Annotated in this window: 16 protein-coding genes and 1 pseudogene; 5 read left to right on the top strand and 12 right to left on the bottom strand. The window is 62.7% G+C overall.

Annotated elements, in window-relative coordinates:
- The first annotated feature begins 7 nt into the window (after positions 1-7).
- On the top strand, positions 8-1,030 hold the full coding sequence (locus NOV72_RS27535) for a zinc-dependent alcohol dehydrogenase family protein (protein ID WP_106857696.1): 1,023 nt from the start codon (positions 8-10) through the stop codon (positions 1,028-1,030).
- An 89-nt stretch (positions 1,031-1,119) separates the two neighbouring features.
- Entirely contained in the window at positions 1,120-2,619 is a 1,500-nt protein-coding gene (locus NOV72_RS27540) for an aldehyde dehydrogenase family protein (RefSeq protein WP_106857697.1), read from the top strand.
- Positions 2,620-2,665: 46 nt separating this feature from the next.
- Here the strand turns inward: NOV72_RS27540 and NOV72_RS27545 are convergent, their stop codons facing one another.
- The 3 genes from NOV72_RS27545 to NOV72_RS27555 all read right to left on the bottom strand — a co-directional run bounded on the left by NOV72_RS27545 (position 2,666) and on the right by NOV72_RS27555 (position 6,174).
- Positions 2,666-3,826 carry an MFS transporter gene (locus NOV72_RS27545; RefSeq protein WP_181291173.1) on the bottom strand — a complete coding sequence of 387 codons (1,161 nt, stop codon included), beginning with the start codon at positions 3,824-3,826 and terminating at the stop codon, positions 2,666-2,668.
- A gap of 113 nt (positions 3,827-3,939) precedes the next feature.
- On the bottom strand, positions 3,940-5,325 hold the full coding sequence (locus NOV72_RS27550; RefSeq protein WP_106857699.1) for an MmgE/PrpD family protein: 1,386 nt from the start codon (positions 5,323-5,325) through the stop codon (positions 3,940-3,942).
- A 90-nt stretch (positions 5,326-5,415) separates the two neighbouring features.
- A complete protein-coding gene (locus NOV72_RS27555; RefSeq protein WP_106857700.1) occupies positions 5,416-6,174 on the bottom strand; it encodes an SDR family oxidoreductase in 759 nt (252 codons plus the stop codon).
- A 264-nt stretch (positions 6,175-6,438) separates the two neighbouring features.
- Between NOV72_RS27555 and NOV72_RS27560 the strand changes: the two genes are divergently transcribed.
- Positions 6,439-7,731, top strand: a complete 1,293-nt coding sequence (locus NOV72_RS27560) for an MFS transporter (protein ID WP_245933177.1) — start codon at positions 6,439-6,441, stop codon at positions 7,729-7,731.
- 362 nt (positions 7,732-8,093) lie between these two features.
- Here the strand turns inward: NOV72_RS27560 and NOV72_RS27570 are convergent, their stop codons facing one another.
- The gene (locus NOV72_RS27570; protein WP_245933183.1) at positions 8,094-8,573 is read right to left on the bottom strand and encodes a hypothetical protein; all 480 of its coding nucleotides are present in this window, start codon (positions 8,571-8,573) and stop codon (positions 8,094-8,096) included.
- Here NOV72_RS27570 and NOV72_RS27575 point away from each other — a divergent pair.
- Positions 8,566-8,835 (top strand): annotated as a pseudogene (locus tag NOV72_RS27575) (Crp/Fnr family transcriptional regulator); the annotation flags it as partial. The gene NOV72_RS27570 and the pseudogene NOV72_RS27575 sit on opposite strands and share 8 nt — an antisense overlap.
- A 177-nt stretch (positions 8,836-9,012) precedes the next feature.
- Here the strand turns inward: NOV72_RS27575 and NOV72_RS27580 are convergent.
- Entirely contained in the window at positions 9,013-10,284 is a 1,272-nt protein-coding gene (locus tag NOV72_RS27580; protein ID WP_181291174.1) for a cytochrome-c peroxidase, read from the bottom strand.
- 6 nt (positions 10,285-10,290) lie between these two features.
- A complete protein-coding gene (locus tag NOV72_RS27585) occupies positions 10,291-12,177 on the bottom strand; it encodes an alkaline phosphatase family protein (RefSeq protein ID WP_245933179.1) in 1,887 nt (628 codons plus the stop codon).
- A gap of 313 nt (positions 12,178-12,490) precedes the next feature.
- Here NOV72_RS27585 and NOV72_RS27590 point away from each other — a divergent pair, with 313 nt between their 5' ends.
- Entirely contained in the window at positions 12,491-13,558 is a 1,068-nt protein-coding gene (locus NOV72_RS27590; protein WP_106857703.1) for an ornithine cyclodeaminase, read from the top strand.
- A gap of 12 nt (positions 13,559-13,570) precedes the next feature.
- Here NOV72_RS27590 and NOV72_RS27595 read toward each other — a convergent pair whose 3' ends face one another.
- From NOV72_RS27595 to NOV72_RS27620, 6 genes are all read right to left on the bottom strand, one after another.
- Positions 13,571-13,990, bottom strand: coding sequence for an Lrp/AsnC family transcriptional regulator (locus NOV72_RS27595; protein WP_106857704.1), 420 nt, complete (start codon positions 13,988-13,990; stop codon positions 13,571-13,573).
- A gap of 50 nt (positions 13,991-14,040) precedes the next feature.
- A complete protein-coding gene (locus tag NOV72_RS27600; protein ID WP_106857705.1) occupies positions 14,041-15,213 on the bottom strand; it encodes a M20 aminoacylase family protein in 1,173 nt (390 codons plus the stop codon).
- 9 nt (positions 15,214-15,222) lie between these two features.
- On the bottom strand, positions 15,223-16,650 hold the full coding sequence (locus NOV72_RS27605) for an amidase family protein (RefSeq protein WP_106857731.1): 1,428 nt from the start codon (positions 16,648-16,650) through the stop codon (positions 15,223-15,225).
- A gap of 42 nt (positions 16,651-16,692) precedes the next feature.
- Positions 16,693-17,835 carry a porin gene (locus tag NOV72_RS27610; protein WP_106857706.1) on the bottom strand — a complete coding sequence of 381 codons (1,143 nt, stop codon included), beginning with the start codon at positions 17,833-17,835 and terminating at the stop codon, positions 16,693-16,695.
- Positions 17,836-17,898: 63 nt separating this feature from the next.
- Complete coding sequence (locus NOV72_RS27615; protein ID WP_245933180.1) at positions 17,899-19,164, bottom strand: MFS transporter; 1,266 nt, start codon at positions 19,162-19,164, stop codon at positions 17,899-17,901.
- 216 nt (positions 19,165-19,380) lie between these two features.
- Positions 19,381-20,469: a LysR family transcriptional regulator gene (locus NOV72_RS27620; RefSeq protein ID WP_342753439.1), complete on the bottom strand. Its 1,089-nt coding sequence runs from the start codon at positions 20,467-20,469 to the stop codon at positions 19,381-19,383.
- Between the last annotated feature and the right edge of the window lie 42 nt (positions 20,470-20,511).

Genomic DNA, 20,511 nt, shown 5'->3' on the forward strand with positions numbered 1-20,511 from the left:
TCAAGGAATGCGTGGCGTGATATTTCGCGGTGACTGCACGCTCGAACTCGAAAACTTTCCCGACCCGACACCCGGACCGGGAGAGGTGGTTCTGGAAATCAAGGCGTCCGGCATGTGCGGCAGCGACCTGCATGTATACCGAAGCCCGCGTGTCGAATCGACAAGGCCCGTGATCGCGGGACATGAACCCTGCGGCGTCGTGGTCGCGACGGGCCCGGGAGTCGTGAGTCCTTATGCCCGCGTCGGCTCGCGCGTCATGGTCCATCACTATCGCGGATGCGCGGCTTGCGAAGACTGCCGCTCGGGCTGGCCGCAGATGTGCCACGCGGTACCCGTGACGGTGTATGGCAGCGATGCGCATGGCGCGCATGCGCCCTACATGAAGGTGGCGGCGGACACGCTCGTACCTCTCGACGATCGCCTCAGCTTCGCGGCGGGCGCTGCTATCTCCTGCGGAACCGGGACTGCGTGGGGAGCGTTCGAACGCATGGGACTGACTGGACGAGACACGCTCGCGGTGTTTGGTCAGGGGCCAGTCGGTCTGTCGGCCACGCTGCTCGCCAAGGCGCAGGGCGCGCGCGTCATCGCGCTCGATATCGACGAGAACCGGCGCGCGAGCGCGAAGGCCTTTGGCGCAGATCACGTGCTGAATCCTCGCGACTGCAACGTAATCGATGCCGTCCGGGAACTCACTGCGGGCCGAGGGGCCACCATGACACTGGAAACCTCCGGCGCAACCGCCGCCGCTGAAGATGCCATGACCTGTGTCCGCCCATGGGGAACGGTCTGTCTGGTCGGTATCGGTGCCGAGATCAGGTTCTCCCTTGCGAAGATGCTGCGCAGCCAGCTACGGATATTGCCGTCCTGGACCATGTCGATCATGGCTCAAAAAGCTTGCGCTGACTTCAGCGTCGAACGGAATGTCGATCTGGACTCACTCTTCACGGATCGCTGGACCCTCGATCAGGCTGAAGAGGCGTACACGAAATTCAACCTGCAGAGCGGCGGCAAGGGTGTTTTTCTCATGTAGCCGGCCAGAACACGCATTCGGCCCGGCGCCCCACACGTACTACGTGTCCGCCCGCCACACCGCAATTGATCAAACAAACGGAGACTCTTATGGATCGGCAGACGTCGGCGGCGCCGCTCAACGAATCCACCAGCCGGTTCCTTTCGCGGGGCCAGCATGGGCTTCTTGTCGACGGTCAGATGGGACCGGGTTCATCGAACCGGACCTTCGACACCCTCAACCCTTCGACGGGCGAAGTCCTGGCGCGCCTTGCCGAAGGAGACGATTCGGACATCGACCGTGCCGTCCGCGTGGCCCGCGCCGCGTTCGAGGGAGCGTGGAGCCACTGGACGCCGTATGAACGCCAGGCTCTTCTTTACCGCGCGCACGACATCATCGACAGGAATTTCGACGAACTGGCGCAGATCGAATCACTGGACATGGGCGCGCCCATTTCCCGGACTCGCGCCGCCAAGGGTGCGTTGCTCAAGATGATTCTCTTCTTTGCCTCGCAGAGCGGGAATATCAGCGGCCAAACCTTGCAGAACGGATTGCCCGGCGAAGTGGTCACGATGTCGATGAAGGCGCCGGTCGGCGTGATCGGCGGAATCATTCCGTGGAACGGCCCGCTGGTCGGGCAATGGTGGCTGCTCGGCGCCGTGCTCGCCAGCGGCTGCACGGCCGTGCTCAAGCCCGCCGAGGATGCGTCGCTGAGCGTGCTGCGCACCGTCGAGTTGCTGCACGAAGCAGGTTTGCCCGCTGGAGTCCTGAATGTGGTGACCGGAACCGGCAGCGTCGCCGGCGCAGCGCTCGCGCGTCATCCGGATGTCGATCGCATTGCATTCACCGGATCGACCGCGACCGGGCGCAAGATCATCGAAGCTTCGGCGGTCAATATCAAGAAGCTTCAGCTCGAACTCGGCGGAAAGTCACCGGACATCGTGTTCACCGATGCGGACCTCACCAAGGCAGTGCCCGGAGCAGCGATGGGCGTGTTCGCGAACTCGGGACAGATTTGCTTTGCGGGTACACGCGTCTTCGTCGAACGATCCATCGTCGATGAATTCGCATCGCGCGTGGCTCATTTTGCGCGCGGGATCAAGATCGGCCGCAGCATGGACCCCGATGCGCAACTGGGGCCGTTGATCTCCCGTCGGCAACTCGATCGCGTGATGTCTTATATCGACATTGGTTCTAGCGAGGGCGCGCGTCTCGTATGCGGCGGAGAACGACTTGATGGCGCCCTCTCCGATGGATACTTCGTTACGCCTACAGTTTTCAGTGACGTCGACAACGAAATGCGTATTGCGCAGGAAGAGATCTTTGGTCCCGTGATGTCCATTATCCCGTTCGACACGGTCGAGGAAGCGATCGCCCTCGGCAACCAGACCGAGTACGGTCTGGGCGGCGCGGTCTGGACTCAGGACATTTCAAGAGCGCTGAAGGTAGTCCGGAGAATTCACACGGGCGTGATGTGGGTCAATTGTTATGGCCTCATCGATCCGCTCGTTGGCTTCGGTGGCACAAAGCATAGTGGGTATGGGGCGAAGGGTGGCGTCGCCCATCTCGACAATTACCTTTACTCGAAGAGCGTCTACATCAATACGTAGGTTTGCGGGGCCGCAACCAACGGACGCTCTCCGCCTTGCCGGCCTGCTAAGACGCGGAGAACGCCTTCAAGGACAACAAGAATCCGACGATGGACATGCAGGACAGCATCCATATCGCCGAGCCATAGTCGTCAAGCCACTGGGTCCCGAGTAGAAAGCAGGCAACGCCCGTGAGCGCGCCTGCAAAGGAAAACACGAACGCGCCTGCAATGGCTCGCGCCGCATCCCCTCCCGGCGCGAGGCGCACGATTTCGCTCACGAACACACCGTTCCAGCCAGCGGCCACGAAGCCGAGCACGGCCAGGAAAAAGTAGATCAGCGCGATCGGCCAGTCGGGCCGCACGAAAGGAAGCGCGAGCAGCATCGCCACGGCAACGCCGACGGCAAGCGACAGGGCAAGCGCGCCCGACTTGATCGCGTCGGCCGTCAGCCCCCACGCGAATCGGCCGCAGAACCCACCCGCGTTGAAGCACGACAGGCCGATGCCTGCAGCCACAAGGCTGAGCCCGGTGTGCCTGACGAGCATCGGCACGAGATAGGTCGTCAGAACAAGTTGTACTCCGGCAAACACCGCACCCGCCAGGCACGTGTACTTGAGCGCCGTAACATCGAGGATCAGGCTGATGTCGCCGGCCATTCGGCCTCCGTGTCGCGCGCTATGCTTCTCCGAGATGGGAAACCAGTCACGCGTTACTTCGAGCAAGAGCACGCCGGCGATACTCAGAGCGGCGATCGCCAGCAACGCGCGCTGCCATCCGACAAGAACGGTCAGAAACGGCGCGAGAACTCCGGCAATCACACCACCTATCGGAACAGCGGACTGCTTGATCGAGAAAAGCACGGCCCGCCGTCCGGGTGGAGCAGCCCCCTCCAGCATCGCGCCGGTGGCGGGATTCGCGAGGCCATAGGAAACGCCAAGCAGCGCCGATGCGACCACGGTCACCGCAACGGACGGGATTGCAGCGAACCCAAGTCCCAGCCCCGACCCTGCCAGACTCAGTCGCGTCGCACGCACGATACCGATGCGCGCGACGAGCGATCCGGAGAACATCGACGAGATCATCGCCGCGAAATAGACGACCAGCACCTGCCCGCCGACGAGCGACTCGCGCACGCCGAGCCCGTGCGCCATCGCGGGCGCCATCGCAGGAATCGCGAAGACTTCCACCATCGCGAACGTGTGCAGGGTCGTCGAGAGCGTGAGCACGGCCGATGTCCGTCTGCGCGGCGAGGCCGCGCAAGCATTGTCGGCGTGAACACGTTCACTCATCGCCGTGCACGCGACTTATCGAGCCGCACGCTTTTGCGAAAGCATCGATCCTAGCCACGCTGAAGCAGCGCGGTTACCTCTCGTATCGGCATGTCGGGCGGATGACGATCGATAACGTCAAACAATGCTTCGGCCTGTGATTTGGATATCACGTCCGTGGTCAACTCGGTCAGCTTTGCGGCGAACTGACTTGCAGTGAACGGTCTGGTCGGGCTGCCCGTGGCGCGCTCCTGAAAGATGTGCTCGGAACTGCCGTCCCGGTAGCGAACAGTCACATCAGCCACGAAGAAGCGATACTTCTCGTCGAGTTCGGGCGACACGGTAAGCCTGATCAGTTGCGCGAAACGGATGACCTCGGACTGAGGCGACAGGTCGAGCTTCTTCTCCAGAAAGTCTCGATGCGTCCGATAGCCGTTGCCCATCGACAACGCGGAAAGCGCCATCTGCACAGGAAGCGAATACTGAAGTTCCTCGATATTGCGCGGCGCATAGATGTGTGCATTCCGAGTGCCGACGATCGCATCCGTCATCGTCTGGATTCTCGCGTCCACGCCGGTGATTTCGTGCACCCGTTCCCTGACCCGCGCCATCGTTTCGATATAGGCATGATTGGCCGCGCAGCAGCAGTACGCCTTGAACGACATCTGCTCGACTTGCAGCGGCGCGTCGAGCGCGAAATCATCGATCGCTTCGTCACCGACCGCTTTCCGAATGAACGTGCGGTAAAGACCACGATCTCCCGTCAGAAAACGTCGCGGCCCCGTCACTCCCGCGAGCGCCAGTTCGACGGACTCGATCCCATTGCGCACAGCGAGGCCTGCATGGGCGCGTTTGATCGAGCCGCCGGTAGACGCGTATTCGGTCGTGCCGCTTGCGTGGCTCAAAGCGATGGAGAGCGCATTGAACGTCTGCTCCGCGTTCAGCCCGTATAACTTCGCAGCGGTCGCCGCGGCGCCGAAGTTGGCGAGTACCGAATGCGGCTGCCAGCCGGCATTGAGGAGATCGGGCGAACCAAGCCGACCGATACGCACATACGTCTCGTATCCGGCCAGAAGGGCCACCGTCACTTCCTCGAGCGTCGCGCCCACCTCCTCGCCGACCGCAAAAGCAGTCGGCACGACGCAACATCCGGGATGCGCATTGCCCGCGAAATCGTCGTATTCGAAGCCGTGCCCGTAGGCCGCATTGATATAGGCGGCATCGGCAGGCGCGGCCTTGAATGTCTCCGCGACGATCGTCGCCGTCCCGGGACGCGGATTGCGAAATTTGCGCACTTGTCTGGACCATGGCAGTTGCGATGCGCCGATCTGAATCGCAAGCTGATCCTTGACCAGTCTCTTTACCGCTTCCCGCGCGTCGTCGTTGATGTGACGGGAATCGAAGTCGACGACGAACCGCGCGACCGCCTCTTCAAGAGTCTTGATGTCATCTGCCATAAAGCTGTCCATGCTCCTCGAAAACGATTGATCCGGCATTCTCGTATTGCCTCCTCGCACCATGCAGGCGAGTAGCCCCACTGAACATCCTCAACAGAACGAGCGCGTCGCGCCGCCATCGACCTGAATCACCTGTCCACTGATGAAGCCGGCATGCTCCGAGGCGAGAAAGGCAACGGTGGCCGCGAGCTCTTGCGGTGTTCCCGCCCGCTTCATTGGTACTTCCTGAATGCGCCGCTCCAGATTGTGGTAAGCCGCGAATGTCGGCGTGATCACCGTAGCCGGGGCTACCGCGTTGACCGTCACGCCGCGCTCCGCGACTTCCATCGCGAGATGCTTCAACGCCGCCTGCACACCCGCGCGAAACACGGTGGAGATCGCGTGCCTCGGCATCGGCTGTTTTACGCTGGCCGATGTGATGGCAACGATGCGCCCCCACCCGCTCTCCGTCATGAGCGGCGCAAGCTTGCGCAGCACAAGCAAGGCCCCATGAAGCTGCTGCAGATAGCCCGTGTTCCACCGTTCGGGATCGTTCTCGTCGAGAAAGTCGCGCATCGGACTCGGCGGCCGTGGTGTGTTGACGATCAGGATTTGCGCACCACCCAGTCTCAGCGACTCATCTACGAGCGCGTCGACGTCCGGCTCGCTGGTGATGTCGCCAGCGCGACTGAATACATTGACGCCATATTCCCGCTGCAACGTTTCGCTAGATCTCGCGAGCCGCTGTGCGTCGCGCGCGAACATGATCAGCTCGGCGCCTTCAGCGGCGAGCGCCTGACAAATCGCGTAGCCAAGTCCCGCGCTTCCTCCGATCACGATGGCGCGCTTTCCCCGAATGCCGAGATCCATGCGCGAGCTCCTCCTTCCCGGTGAGTCGTGTTGCTTTACTCTAGTTTATACATTATGCATTATGGAGGCAAGATGGTTTTCTCGGCAATCGTCGGGAACCCATGACGAGCCACCGAGAATAATTTGCGATTATTCGATCAAAAAAATATCGAAATGGGTAGGTTTTACCTTGCTGCGATGCAATCCACGCGTTCTTCACAAAAAGCTTGCTACCGCGACAGCTTCGAATTACGATGCATAATATATTATACAACGGAGGAAGACATGTCTGCATTGCCGTTGCAAGCGAATGGCGCCGCGATCAACATGGCGAAGAAGGCCGCCTTCTCGACCGTCGTCGGGAATGCGCTGGAATGGTTCGATTTCGCCAGCTATGCGTTCTTTGCCACCATCATTTCCCGTCAGTTTTTTCCTCCAGGTGACGCCGCAACCGCTCTCATAGGAACGTTCGCGGTCTTTGGCATCGGATTGGTTGCGCGCCCTCTCGGGGCAGTCCTGTTCGGTCGCTTGGGCGACGTCAAAGGACGCAAGCTCGCCCTGTTGATCGCCATGCCGATGATGGGTTTCGGCACACTGATGATCGGACTCCTGCCAACGTATGCCAGCATCGGAATTGCCGCGCCGATTTTGCTGGTGGTCTGCCGCCTGTTGCAGGGATTCTCGGCCGGCGGCGAGGTTGGCAATGCAATCGCTTTTCTCATCGAGTGGTCGCCGCCAAGAAAGCGCGCTCTGTATAGCAGCCTGCAACAGGCCAGTGCAGTCGGCGGAACCTTGATTGGTTCTCTCATTGCCGCATCGCTCTCCAGCATGATGAACCATGACCTGCTCCAAAGCTGGGGATGGAGAATTCCGTTTCTGATTGGTGGACTCGTGATCGCGCCGCTGGGCTTCTACTTGCGTTCGAAGGTCGAGGAGACACCCTTTTTTGCGGACGAAGGCCCGAACAGCAAAGTATCGACTTCTGCAGAGCACCCGGCCTGGGTTCTCTGTGCCAAAACGGTCGGCATCTCGACGGTTTGGGTCGTCTCCTTTTATGTCTTTCTGATCTACGTTCCGGCTTATCTCTCGGTGCATGGCCATATTCACAACGCCAACGCCCTTTGGATCAACACTGCAGGCCTGCTTGTCATGGTGATCAGCATCGTGCTGTCCGCCATCGTTTCCGATGTTGTCGGGAGGAAGCCGCTGCTTCTCTTCTCATCCATTTGCGTTCTCGTCTTTTCGTACCCGTTGTTCGTCTTGTTCGCAAACAGCACTTCGGTCTTTACCGTCTTCCTCGGGATTGTTCTGTGCGGAGGATTGGCAGGGATCTTTGCCGGCACCTGTCCTGCAGCCATGGCGGAAATGTTTCCGACCCGACTGCGAACGACCGGCGTGTCGATCGGATTCGGCCTCTCGACTGCGATCTTCGGTGGATTCGCATCGCTCATCTCGGAGACACTGATCAAGGTAACGGGATCGCAACTCTCCCCAAGCTTCTTCGTGATGTGTACTGCAATTATTTCCCTCGCAGTTATCTTCTCACTCAAGGAAACGGCGCACGATCCGCTCAAGTAGCAAAGAAGATAAGGAAGCGGAAACAGACGCCACGCCCGCGAAATCTCGAGTTCGCGGGCAACTGCGGCGCACGTCGAAACACACTGCCTTGACAGCGCCTGGCAAACGACGCTTGGCCGTAAACGTGATGACGTGCCCGCTATCATCAGTCATACGCCCATAAGCAGTCCCGTCGGGTCCATGGCGGTAGTGCCACACAAGCTTTATCGCAGTGTCGTTCGCTTCCGAGCCGTAACTCTGGAACAGTACTTTCGACATCGGCGCGGGCGCGTGGCTGAGCAGATTCTCGCCGGTTCCATCGCTTGCGCTTGTTCTTCACGAAGACCGCGTACACGCCGGCTACGGTGAAAACAAAGCAGCTCTTACCGTTCTTCAGCGCTTGTGGCTCGCCTCCACACGCCTTCCAGCATCGCAGGCACCCATTGCTCGGCCGGGCAGCGACTCCATGTGTCGGCAAGGAAAATCATCGATTCGTCACCACTCGTCTGCCGAGCCTTCTCCAGTTCCAACAACAGCAGCGTACCCGCCGAGTAGGGGCAGCCACCGACCGTTCCACTCGATGTCGCTTGACGAAGGACCACGCCCGGCGCGAAAAGGCAGCGATGGCTGGCCATCTCGGGCGTGAGTGTCTGCCGCACCGAGACGTCGAGATAAAGACTACGCATTTGATTCAGGCCTTTTACGACATTGTGTATTGCCACGCTGACCGCGTGGACGCCTGCAAGGTCTCCACCGACCATCGACGCGAGTAACGCCTTGGCGCGTGTCACCTTGCCGGTTACTTGCCAGGCCAGATTACGCAGCGTATTACCCGGCGCAAGCGACGAAAACAACGAAGGCATGATTCTGTTGCCCGCCGCTCAACGCCTGGCCAGTCGCTTATTGCTGATCGCGGGTGGCTACGGCGGAATGGATGCCGAGCGGAGCAGGATAAAGCTTTCGCAAGACACCCTGGCTTCAATGGTTTCGCTGACACGGCAGACGACGAACCAGTTGCTCAAGAACCTCGAGAGCCAGGGTATCGTCGAGCTGAAATTCGGGGAGATCGTTATTCTTGATTTTGATCGCCTGCATGCTGCCAGTGTCGAAGTTCCTGGTCCTTGAGACGCAAATCAGGATGCCCAGACCCGACTGACGAAGGCGCGCCAGAGTTTGTGTCCGTCAGACATCGCATACCGGTCGCTTGCGGATCGACATTGACTGTCCCTTCATGCCCGCCCCCCGAACTCGCCAGTCGAACTATCGACTGCCCGATGACAAGCACGGAGGACGAGCACGCGGTCAATGCGTCGAGAGCTTCGGGACCGGCCTTGCATCGCTGTCATTCAACGTATCGAGAAACGCGATCACGTCTTGTATATCGGCGTCCGACCAGACCGGTTTGCCGCCCTTGTGATTCGTCATCGGCGCGGTGCGCGTGTCGACATTGCTTTGATACTTCACGGGAAGATCGTCGAACCGCTGCTTGCCGCCCGGATGCGGATACCACTTCGATGGATTGGTGTCACGTTGCACGTAGAAGCGCAGCGCATCTTCCAGCGAGTGGAACCGGCCATTGTGAAAGAACACCTGACGCGTGGACGTGTTGCGCAACGTGGGTGTCCGGAACATGCCGCAATACCACTTGTTCTCCGTCTTGTCGGCGCGGACCGGGCCGCATAGACCCATGTCGTAGTAGTCCGGGTTTGCGTTGGTGGGAATCTCCTCGTTGCGCGGCACGCCGAGCGTCTGGAAGTTGTAGTCGGTCAGCACCGGATGGGCGCCGGCCGCACCCTTGTCGACCAGGTGACACGATGCGCAGTTGCCCCGATCAGGATCGTTGAATAGCGCAAAGCCGCGCGACTCCTGTTCGGTGAACTCGGCCTTGCCGTCCAGCACGCGATCGAACTTGCTATCGAAGGGCTGGAAGCTGGGATCGTCGAACTGGAAACGTTCGAGCGCCTTGCCCAGCGCCGCAAGCGTGTCGCCGGGGCGCGAGAAGACATCGTCGCCGAAGACTTCGCGAAAGCGCGCCGCATAAGCGCTCTTGCTCAGCTTGAGCGCCACGTCGGCTGCATCCGTGTTGGCCATTTCGTCGGGATTCAGCAACGGAAACGCCGCCTGATCCGCGGGACGGTCGAAGCGTCCGTCCCACGCGTAGCCGCCGGATGGCATGTTGTCGCCGTCCTCCAGACGCTCCTTGAAGCTGCTGGCATACGTGTGCGTCCAGATCGGCACACGGCGCAGATAGCGCAGCGAAGGCACCGCGCGCGTGCCGTAATGCTTCATGTCGATACCGCCCAGTTGCACGGCGAGGCCGTTGGGCGGGCCGTACGCATGTTCGGGGCTATGGCAGCTCGCGCAAGACTGTTTGCCGGACGCGGAGAGCGAAGGGTCGAAGAACGCGAGCTTGCCGAGCGCCGCCATGTCCTTGTCGGAAGGCGTGGCAGAGGCGTGGGCGGTGGCGGGAACGCTGACTGCATCGTCCTGCTGCCCGCATGCCGTCAGAAGAAAACTCGCGATCAAAAAAAGGGCCGCCCCCCGGGCGGTCCCTTTAGCACAGTGAAAGAACATCAGTTTTTACTGGTTGAAGATATCGGAACCGAAGGTCACCAGCTTCGCATCGTTCGCATAGCCGAGATATTCCGGAATGCCGAAGCGGTCCTCCAGGCTCTTGAGCAACGCGTAGTGGTTGTAGCCCGTATCGGTCGTCGTCCCGCCCTTGATGAACGGCGAGAGCAGCAGCGCACCGGTGCGATCGCCGCCGACGCCGTCGTAGTGCATGCCGATTTTGATCTGCTTGACCGTCGAGGGCAGCGACGCCGTGTTGATGCCGAGCGACGATGCATACATGATCGGCAGCGTGGAGAGGATCTGGTCGTCGGGACGCTTGACGTTCGGACCCGTCTGCTGCGAGCAGCACGATGCGCCCGGCAGATTGATCGTGAGATTCAACTGCGAATAGTCGGTGCTGAAAGTCGTCGTCATGGGCGAACTGGCCGCATTCGATTCATCGAAGTTGATGATGATCAGTCCGTCCTGCTGGTACGCCGCCGAAGCCTGGATGATGGGAATCCACTTCTTCAGGAACGCGTCGATCGACGTCAGGCCGCCGGGCGCGCCGGTCTTGCAGCCCTTGCCCGCGGCACCGGTGCCGTCGCCGTCGTGGCCGTCATCGCACAGATTGGGCGTGATGAACACGAGGTTCGGCGTGGTGTCGATGGACTTCAGGTCGTTCTGCAGGTTGTCGTCCAGATTGACGACGTGCTGGTCGCAGTAGTTCAGGTCGTCGGTGACCGAATGGAAATACACGAACGGATTGTGGCGCGTCGCATAGGCATCGGCCTTGACATCGCCGGATGCGGAGCCTGCCTGCGCGGACTGCGTGCCATCGACCGCCTTGGTCACGTCCGCGCCCGCGAGCTTGGCGGTGCGCGTCGGGAAGCTGCATGCCTTCGTGCCGTCGCGGTTCAGGTCGTTGCCCATGTCGCCCATGTAGCCCTTCCAGGCGAACTTGGCGTTGTCGAGCTGGTTGCCGAGCGTCTTGACGCGTGCCGGATACACGCAGCCACCGCCGGCGTGACCGTTCGCATCGGTGCCGGCCTTGAGCACCTTGGGATTGGCGCTGTCGTTGCCCGCATCGACGATATCGGACCACAGGCTGAAGCAGTCGGTCTCGGTATCGATGGTCGAAGGCTGGCCGCTCACCATCGAGATGTAGTTGTCGAGACTCACGTGGCCGGTGCCGTAGTAGTTGGTCAGCAACGCGCCTTGCGGGGCGAGCGACTTCAGATACGGGTCCTGGCCGCTGGCCGCCGCGGTCGTGCCGAAAGACTCCTCGTAGTTCTTGTTCTCCATCGTGATCACGAACACGTGACGCACCGCCTTCGAACTCACGACCGTCTTGATGTAGGTGTCGCTCGCCGCCTTCACGCTGGCGAGACTCGTGTCGCTGTTGAAGTCGCCCAGCAGCTTGTCCGCCGGGACGTTGCCGTATTTCGCGGCAAGCGTCGTCCTGGCGTCGTCCAGCGCCGCGCCGCCCGCGACCAGTTGAGCCACTTGCGTGGTGATGGCGCTCACGGTGCCCGTCGCCCCTTTGGGCGCGAGGAAGAACGCGCCGGCGCCGAACTTCGTCCCCATGTCGTTGCCGTCGACATCGTTCTCGCGGGCACCGGTCAGATCGGCGACGACGTTTTTCCAGCCGCCGCTGCTCTTGTCGCCGATGGAATAGTTGCCCTTGGCGTCGCTCGTCGCGGACGGTTCGCCGCTGTCGCACTTGCCGTTGTCGTTGAGGTCGAGACAGACCTTGGCGTTCTGGATATAGCTGCCGAGTACGCGGCCCGAAACCTGCGGCGTGTCGTCGTCATGCCCGCCACAGCCGGCCAGGGCCGTCGCCAGCGCCATGCCCGCGAAAAGGGCGAACACACTCTTGTGCGGCTTCGAATTCTTGTTTTTGAGGTACGTCAAGTTGGGGATCCCCGTTGCTTGCCGGGCAGGAAGCGTATTAACTTTCCTTACCCGATGTTTCGGTTTGTTGCGGCAGCGCGGAGCATAGGGCAATTGCATGGCAATTCGGTTACAGTCGCGCTGGCCAATCGGACGCGGCGATATATTCGGAATATTCGGTCGGCGATATGTGCGCGTGACCTATCCGATTCATCTGGAAGAATCCACGGTGCACATTGCTCAATCGACTTGCCAAACTGCGCACTCTGCCGCCTATTGAGCGACGTGCCTTCTTGGGAAACTACTCTCTGTCAAACAGCCAGGAGTGTTCTCCATGTCGTCCTTCCTACCCCCTACGCTTCACCTCGAAGCCGCCGACGTCGTCCAGATCGTTCAGCGCATCGGCCTTTCCCGCTGCATCGCGGGCATCGCGGATCGCATCGAACGCGATTTCCGTCGCTGGCCCGAGTTCGACAAAAGCGCACGCGTCGCCTGCCATTCGCGCGACGGCGTGATCGAACTGATGCCCATTGCCGACGACCGCGAGTTCGCGTTCAAGTACGTCAACGGGCATCCGAAGAACACGCAGGCGGGCCTGCCCACGGTGATGGCTTTCGGCGTGCTCGCCGACGTCGACACCGGCGCGCCGCGCCTTCTGTCGGAACTGACGCTCACCACCGCGATCCGCACGGCCGCCATGTCCGCCCTCGCCGCGCGCGCGCTCGCGCGGCCGGAATGCCGCGTGATGGCGCTGATCGGCAACGGCGCACAAAGCGAATTCCAGGCGATCGCGTTCCGCGACCTGCTCGGCATCCGCACCGTCCGCGTCTACGACGTCGATCCTTCCGCGACCGCCAAGCTCTTCGCGAATCTCGCGGAGCAAGGCATCGAAGTGATCGTCTGCCGGAGTGCCGGGGAAGCGGCGCAAGGCGCGGACATCGTGACGACCGTCACCGCCGACAAGGTCAACGCGACCATCCTCACGACCGATATGGTCACCGCGGGCATGCACGTGAACGCGGTCGGAGGCGATTGTCCCGGCAAGACCGAACTTCATGCCGACGTGCTCGAACGCGCGGCCGTGTTCGTCGAGTACGCGCCGCAGACGCGCATCGAAGGGGATATCCAGCAGATGGCGCCGGACTTTCCGGTAACGGAACTGTGGGAAGTGCTGTCGAAGAAGGCGCCGGGACGCACGAGCGAGTCGCAGGTCACGGTGTTCGATTCGGTCGGCTTCGCGCTCGAAGATTATTCGGCGCTGACCTTCATCCGCGACATGGCGATGGAGCTTGGCATTGGAAGGAAAATCGAACTGGTGCCCGCACTGGACAATCCGAAGAATCTCTTCGGCCTGCTCGAAGCGCGGCCGGCGCACGCGGCAATCGAAGCGGCGATTGCCTGAAGCGGCGCGCCGCTAGCGATAACTCTTCAGCAGGATGCTCGTTTCCGTATGGCGGATGCCCTTGATCAGCCGCACGCGTTCGAGCACCTGCGACAGCTCCGCGGGCGAGCGCGCGCGCAGTTCCGCCCAGAGATCCCAGCGCCCGTTGGTGTCGTGCAAGGCGATGGCGGCGGGCTCGCCCAGCAAGCTCGCGATCACTTCATGTGTGCGGTTGCCGTCGACCTGCACGCCCATCCACGCGCGAATGTGCTCCGGTTCCGCTTCGGGCCGCAACTGGAGCGTATAGCCGACGATCACCCGTTCGTCTTCCAGCTTGCGCAGCCGGGCCGTGACCGTCGCGCGCGCGATGCCGAGCCTGGCGGCGAGCGTCGCGACGGAGGTGCGCGCATCGGCGCGCAGGAAAGTAATGAGCTTCGTGTCGATATCGTCCATGATGCATGTGCAAACGGGCAGTCACCCTGCCCGTTCTTCATTCAATGAGGTCAGTCTCTCAGGTAGCGCTCGGCCAGCAGCGCCCAGTACGCGCCGCCCGCGATCACGTTGTCGTCGTCGAAATCGTAGCCGGGGTTGTGCACCATGCAGCCGCCCTTGCCCGCGCCGTTGCCGATCAGCAAATAGCTTCCCGGACAATGTTCGAGCATCACGGCGAAGTCCTCGCTGCCCGTCAGCGCTTCTCCGTGCGCAATGACCCGCTCCGCGCCGAGCAGCGCGATGCCGGTCTCGCGTGCGAACGCGGTTTCCGCCGCCGTGTTGACGAGCACCGGATAGTCGCGCCGGTACTGCACGTCGGCATGAACGCCGAAACTCCGCGCCTGCATCTCGACGAGCGCACGAATGCGCGTTTCGAGCAGATCGCGCACGTCGCGGTCGAGCGCGCGCACGCTGAGTTCCAGGCGCGCGCTGTCGGGAATCACGTTGTTCGCGCGGCCTGCGGCGAGCGCGCCCACGGTGACGACGGCCGTCATGCGCGGATCGACGTTGCGCGAGACCACGGTCTGCAACGCCATGACGATGCTCGCAGCAGCGACGACCGGATCGGTCGCGCGATGCGGCATCGCGCCGTGACCGCCGCGTCCGGTGAGCGTGATGCTGACGTCGTCGCTCGATGCCATCATCGCGCCTTCGCGGAATACGAGACACCCTTGTTCGATGCCCGGCATGTTGTGCATCGCGAAGACGGCATCGCAGGGAAAGCGCTCGAAAAGGCCCTCCTCGATCATGATCTTCGCGCCGCCCGGATGCTCTTCGGCCGGCTGAAAAATCAGATGCAGCGTGCCGGAGAATTCGCCGCGTTCCGCGAGATAGCGCGCGGCGGCGAGGAGCATGGCCGTGTGTCCGTCATGGCCGCAAGCATGCATGACGCCGTCGTGAACGCTTTGCCACGGACGGCCGGTCGCTTCGCGGATCGGCAGTGCGTCGAGGTCGGCGCGCAGGCCGAGACGCCTGCGCCCCGCGCCGCGCGTGAGCGTCGCGACCACGCCTGTCTTCGCGATGCCGCGATGCACCTCGTAGCCCCATTCGCCCAGGCGCTCTGCGACCAGCGCCGAGGTGCGCGTCTCTTCGAGACCGAGTTCCGGATGACGATGAATATCGCGCCGAAGCGCAATGAATTCGTCCGCGTAGCCGCTCATCGATTCGAGAATCGGATGTGTCATCGCCGGCTCTCAGAACGCGAAGGGCATGCGCGCCCGCTGCTCGATCGCCTCGCCCGCCGCCAGGCACAGGTCTTCGCGAAACGCGCCCGACACGAGCTGCACGCCCACCGGCACGCCATCATGCAATCCGGTCGGCACGCTCAGGCCCGGCAGGTTCAGCGCGGCGATCAGCTTGAGCGGCAGTTGCGCATCGAGAATGCGCGACATGGTCTCCGGTCCTTCCCGGTCCATGCCCCACGTGAACGGCAGTTCGAGCGAGGTCGGCATCAGCACGAGCGGATAGCGTTCGAGGAACGCGTTCCAGCGGCGGCGCAGGCGGTCGCGCCGCGCGAAGCCCTGAATGTAGCGTTCGAGCGATGTCTGTCCGCCAAAGCGGGCCAGCATCGATCGCAGCGCATCGCGCGCGCCGTCGTCGCCGTATTCGTCGACGGTCTGCGCGAATCCGGTCTCTATTTCGGTCATCGCGATCGTCATCCAGATGTCGAAGCCTTCGCGCATGTCGGGCGGCGACGCGGGCTCGACCACGTAGCCGGCTTCTTCGAGCCAGCGCGCCGCGCGCCGCAGCGCGTCGCACACTTCGGGCGATATCGGCACGCCTTCGATCGTATCGACCAGGGCCACACGCATCGGGCCGTCGATCGCGGGACCCGTCAGCGGCGCGGGCACCCAGTTCGGGTCGCGCGTATCTCGCGCCGACATCGCTTCGAGGCTCAGTTGCACGTCGCGCACCGAACGCGCGATCGGCCCCTGCACCGCGTAGAACTGCGCGGCAAACGTGCGCAGCTCGCCCGAACTCGGCGTGTACGACGGAACGCGCCCCGCCGTGGGGCGCAGTCCGGCGACCCCGCATGCATACGCCGGATAGCGCACCGAACCCGCGAGATCGTTGCCGTGCGCGACCGGACACATGCCCGCCGCCACCGCCGCCGACGCGCCGCCCGACGATCCGCCCGGCGTGATGTCGTCGCGCCACGGATTGAGCGTGCGGCCGTGCAGCGCGTTCTCCGTGAACCAGCGCATCGAGAATGCGGGCGTGTTCGTGCGGCCGACGATCACCGCGCCCGCATCGAGCAGGTTCGCCGTGACCGGGCTATGCGTCTGCGCGATCAGATCGCGCTTCGCGACGACGCCGTGCGTGGTCGGCTCGCCCGTCACATCGACGTTGCACTTGATCGTCACCGGCACACCGTGAAGCGGACCGAGCGGCACGCCTGCGGCACGCAGCGCATCGGCTTCGTCCGCCGCGCGCAAAGCCGCTTCGCGACTGACGTGCGTCAGCGCGTTGATGTGCGGATTCACGGCGTCGATGCGCTGCAGGCAGCTCGTCACCGCCTCGCGGCTCGAGATCGCGCCATTGGCGATCGCAGTCGCCACCTGCCACGCGTGCCAGCGCCAGATGTCCGCCGGCAGTGTCGCGGTCTCGATACCTTCTTGCATGTTTCCCATCGTTGAAGTCCTCAATGAAACAGAAGCCGCACATCAGAAAAGATGCCGGACGCCGATGCGCGACACGAATTGCCGGTTGGTCGACGAAGGCGCGGTCAGCGCGATCGACGCCACCGTGCCCGCGCCGCTCGCCTTTTGCGCGTCCAGATCGATATAGACGTCCGTGCGTTTCGAGAGCAGATAGTCGAGGCCCGCCGTCGCCGTGTACCAGCGCGACGCCTCGAAGCGGTCGAAGGAGAGCTTCGCCGCGAGCACGATATCGGGGCGCACGTGCCAGTCGCCGCCGACATGCAGCACCTGATCGGTCGATGCGCGGCCCGCCAGTTCGAGACGCGTGTTCGTGTAGAGCGCGAGCGCGTTCACGCTGGCGAACGCATAGGACACGCCGACGCCGAGGATGCGCTGCTTGTCGACGAACAACAGCGCGGTCGGCGTCACGCGCTGGCCCAGCACCGTCGGTGCTCCGAGCAGGCCGGCGAAGGTCGGCGCCTGATTGATGTCGGTGAGCACGACGGCCGCCGAAAACGGACCGTAGCTGTATTGCACGTTCGCGCTGATCGCGCGGCCGAGATTCGTCGACGACGCGCCGGCGTTCTGCCCGAACGCGTACATCGCGCCCGCCTTGAAACCCGCGACGACGGGCGTCGAATACTGCACCGAATTGTTCAGGCGCTCGCCCGACACGCGATCGAAGTCCGCGTTCTGCACGCCGTACAGGCCGCAGTTCAGGCAAGGCAGATAGCGTTCGAGCAGCACCGTGAAGTCGTACTGCCGGCCCAGCGTGATCTCGCCCAGGGTTCGCTGACCGAGGCCCACATAGGCCTGTTTGCCGAACATCAGGCCGCCCTGTCCGAGCGCGCCCGTGTTCGCATTGAAGCCGTTTTCGAGCTTGAAGAAAGCGCGCATGCCGCCGCCGAGATCCTCCGATCCCAGAAAGCCGAGGGCGTTGGCCTTATTGACGCCATCCTGCATTTTCACGACCGAATGGCCGCCGTAGTTATTGACATAGGTGATGCCGTTGTCGATGCTGCCGAACAGCGTCACCGACGACTGCGCGTGCACCTGATGCGCGATGCCGGACATTAAAAGCAGTGCTGCGATATGACGTCTCACAGAAACGGTCTCCGGTGTTTTGATCGAGGGCGTTCGGAATCGCGGGCGCAGGCGCGCCCGCATCGGGCGGCCATGACGCCGCCGAGTTGTTTGCAGAGAAACGAATGGATGAGCCGGACGCGGCGCTCAGGCGTGCTGCTGCGCCTCGTGGATGTCCGCGCGTCGCTGCGTCATCGCCAGCACGCCGAGCGTGCCGAGCACCACGCTCGCGGCGATGTACCACGCCGGCGCGAGCCGGTCTCCGGTAACGCGCGTCAGCCACGCGTTGATGAGCGGCGCGAGTCCGCCGAAGCACATCGCGCCGACGTTGTAGACGATCGCCATGCCCGTCGAGCGGATCTGCACCGGAAAGGCTTCGGCCAGCGCCGCGGCGGACGGCCCCCAGAAGAAGCTCATGAGCATCGCGCTGACCAGTTCGAAGCGGATCAGGTTCATCGTGCTCGGCGCATTGACGAGCGATGCGAGCAGCGGCCAGGCCAGCACGCCGTAGGCGAGCATCGCGGGCGCCATCACGCGGCGGCGTCCGTAACGATCCGCGAGCATGCCGGTGAACGGACACATCACGAGCAGGACCAGCGCCCCGGCGAGCATGCCGAGTTGTCCCGCGCTCGGATCGAGCCCGAGCTGGCCGCCGGCGAAGAGCGGAATGTAGATGAGCCCGACATACGACGAAGTCGTGCACACGGCGACGATCCCGAGCGTGCCGAGCAGTTCGCGCGGAAAACGCTGCACGATCTGGAGCAGCGAGAGACGCTCGGCGCGCACATGGCGGCGCTGTTCGATCAGCGCGACGAATTCGGGCGATTCATCGACGCGCGAACGAATGTAGTAGCCGACCGGCCCGATCAGCGCGCCGAAGAGGAACGGCAAACGCCAGCCCCAGCTATCGAGCGAAGCGGGCGTGAGATTGTGCAGCAGCAGATACGCGACCGCGCCGCCGAGCGCGAACGAAAGCGCCTGGGAACAGGCCTGAAAGCTGCCGATCAGGTTGCGCCGTCCACGCGGCGCGTATTCGAGCAGCATGGCGGTGGCGCTCGCGAACTCGCCGCCGGCCGAGAATCCCTGCAACATGCGCGCACCGACGACGATCACCGACGCCGCGATGCCGATGCTCGCGAACGACGGCGTGATTCCGATCAGCAACGTGCCGACCGACATCATCATGATGATCGCCGAGAGCGCGGCCTTGCGTCCGGCGCGATCGGCATAGATGCCCATCAGCACGCCGCCGACCGGCCGCACGATGAACGCGAGGCCGAACGATGCGAAGGCGACCAGCATCGTCGCCGTGCCGCTTTGCGGCGGGAACATGAGCCGCGAGATGATGATCGAGAAACTGCTGTAGATGCCGAAATCGAACCATTCGAGGCCGTTTCCGATGACCGAGGACACGATCGCGCGGCGACGGGCGCGGGTATCGATCGACGGGCCTGAAGTCGTGTCTTGCCTTGCCGCTTGTGTTGCCATTTTCGCCCCGTGACAGGTAGTCGAGAGGATTCGCGCCGTGTGCGGCGTCAAACCGTTGTCACGATCGTAGAGCGGCGTCTCTCCGGCTCCTAGCCAACGAAACAATTTGGCGTCAAGTTTTGCTTTACACCCACGCGCCGGTTACTCCGTCCCGACGAATTCGACCGAACTCATCATCCGCCTGATGGACGGCTCCGCGCTTTGCCGACAGGCCTTCGCGGCTTCGATGAAGCATTCGATCATCAATTGCGCCGCCGTGCTGGGCGTGTCGCCGCGCCGCATGATGAGGCTCGTCGTCATTTCGGGCAGTTCGTCCTGAATCGGAAGCGCGATCATCCGTGAGCGCATCAGCGGCGACTCGACGAGCGGCCACGGACATACCGTGAGCATGTCGCTGCCTTCCATCATCGCGATGGAAACGAGCGTGGAACGCGCATAGTGAACCTGGCTCGCCGCCAGCGCCACGCCATATCGTTTGAGCATGGTGCTGTGGCGCTGCTCATGCGCATCTTCGCGCATCGTCATGACCCAGTTCTGGCCTTCCAGGTCGCGCAGCGAGGTCGCTCTCTCCAGCGGATGGCCGATGCGCGCGACGATGGCGAGGCCGCAACTGAACAGATCGCGCGAGACGAAGCTGGCGGCGAGCACCTTCGGCGCGGCGAGACCGATGGAGAAGTCGAGCGAGCCGTCGCGCAGCCCTTCGTGCGAGGTGCCGATGGCTTCGGTCACATCGAGCCGCACGTCCGCGCGCATACGCTGGAATTCGCCGAGCGCGCTCGGCAGGATGGTCTGCGATACCCACGGCGTCACGCCGATCGTCACCGCGCCGCCGGTCAGCCCCTGTATCTGCTCGATCTCTTCTTCGGCACGTTCGACCTGCGCGAGGATCAGCCGGGCGTGGGCGAGCAACCGGCGCCCTGCGTAAGTCAACAGCACGCCCTGCGGCTGACGCGAGAAAAGCGGCGCGCCCGTATGCCGCTCGAGTTCGCGCAGCGCGAGGCTGACGGCAGTCGCGGACAGCCCCAGATGTTCAGATGCCGCACGCATGCTGCCCTTCTCGGCAACATGGATGAAGCAGCGTAGATGTTGAAATTTCATTGTGTTCCGAAACGTATCGATCCCCGTGACCGATTTCGGGGCGGCCATTTCAGTGGCCTTGGACAAGCACTCGACAAAGCCAGGCCCGTGCAACCGGATCGCCTTTCGTGCGAGCGCGCTCGACGCCAACATGACGATTAGAACAGAATGCCGCACTCAGAACGGCTGTTTATC

It is taken from the genome of Caballeronia novacaledonica, from assembly GCF_900258035.1.
GTDB classification, from domain to species: domain Bacteria; phylum Pseudomonadota; class Gammaproteobacteria; order Burkholderiales; family Burkholderiaceae; genus Caballeronia; species Caballeronia novacaledonica.

What these genes read in the sequence shown, in the direction of transcription:
- NOV72_RS27535 (WP_106857696.1), top strand. Translation starts at nt 8, where the DNA reads ATGCGTGGCGTGATATTTCGCGGTGACTGCACGCTCGAACTCGAAAAC.
- NOV72_RS27540 (WP_106857697.1), top strand. Translation starts at nt 1,120, where the DNA reads ATGGATCGGCAGACGTCGGCGGCGCCGCTCAACGAATCCACCAGCCGG.
- NOV72_RS27550 (WP_106857699.1), bottom strand. Translation starts at nt 5,325, where the DNA reads ATGGCAGATGACATCAAGACTCTTGAAGAGGCGGTCGCGCGGTTCGTC.
- NOV72_RS27555 (WP_106857700.1), bottom strand. Translation starts at nt 6,174, where the DNA reads ATGGATCTCGGCATTCGGGGAAAGCGCGCCATCGTGATCGGAGGAAGC.
- NOV72_RS27560 (WP_245933177.1), top strand. Translation starts at nt 6,439, where the DNA reads ATGTCTGCATTGCCGTTGCAAGCGAATGGCGCCGCGATCAACATGGCG.
- NOV72_RS27570 (WP_245933183.1), bottom strand. Translation starts at nt 8,573, where the DNA reads ATGCCTTCGTTGTTTTCGTCGCTTGCGCCGGGTAATACGCTGCGTAAT.
- NOV72_RS27580 (WP_181291174.1), bottom strand. Translation starts at nt 10,284, where the DNA reads ATGTTCTTTCACTGTGCTAAAGGGACCGCCCGGGGGGCGGCCCTTTTT.
- NOV72_RS27590 (WP_106857703.1), top strand. Translation starts at nt 12,491, where the DNA reads ATGTCGTCCTTCCTACCCCCTACGCTTCACCTCGAAGCCGCCGACGTC.
- NOV72_RS27595 (WP_106857704.1), bottom strand. Translation starts at nt 13,990, where the DNA reads ATGGACGATATCGACACGAAGCTCATTACTTTCCTGCGCGCCGATGCG.
- NOV72_RS27600 (WP_106857705.1), bottom strand. Translation starts at nt 15,213, where the DNA reads ATGACACATCCGATTCTCGAATCGATGAGCGGCTACGCGGACGAATTC.
- NOV72_RS27605 (WP_106857731.1), bottom strand. Translation starts at nt 16,650, where the DNA reads ATGCAAGAAGGTATCGAGACCGCGACACTGCCGGCGGACATCTGGCGC.
- NOV72_RS27610 (WP_106857706.1), bottom strand. Translation starts at nt 17,835, where the DNA reads ATGCGGGCGCGCCTGCGCCCGCGATTCCGAACGCCCTCGATCAAAACA.
- NOV72_RS27620 (WP_342753439.1), bottom strand. Translation starts at nt 20,469, where the DNA reads ATGTTGGCGTCGAGCGCGCTCGCACGAAAGGCGATCCGGTTGCACGGG.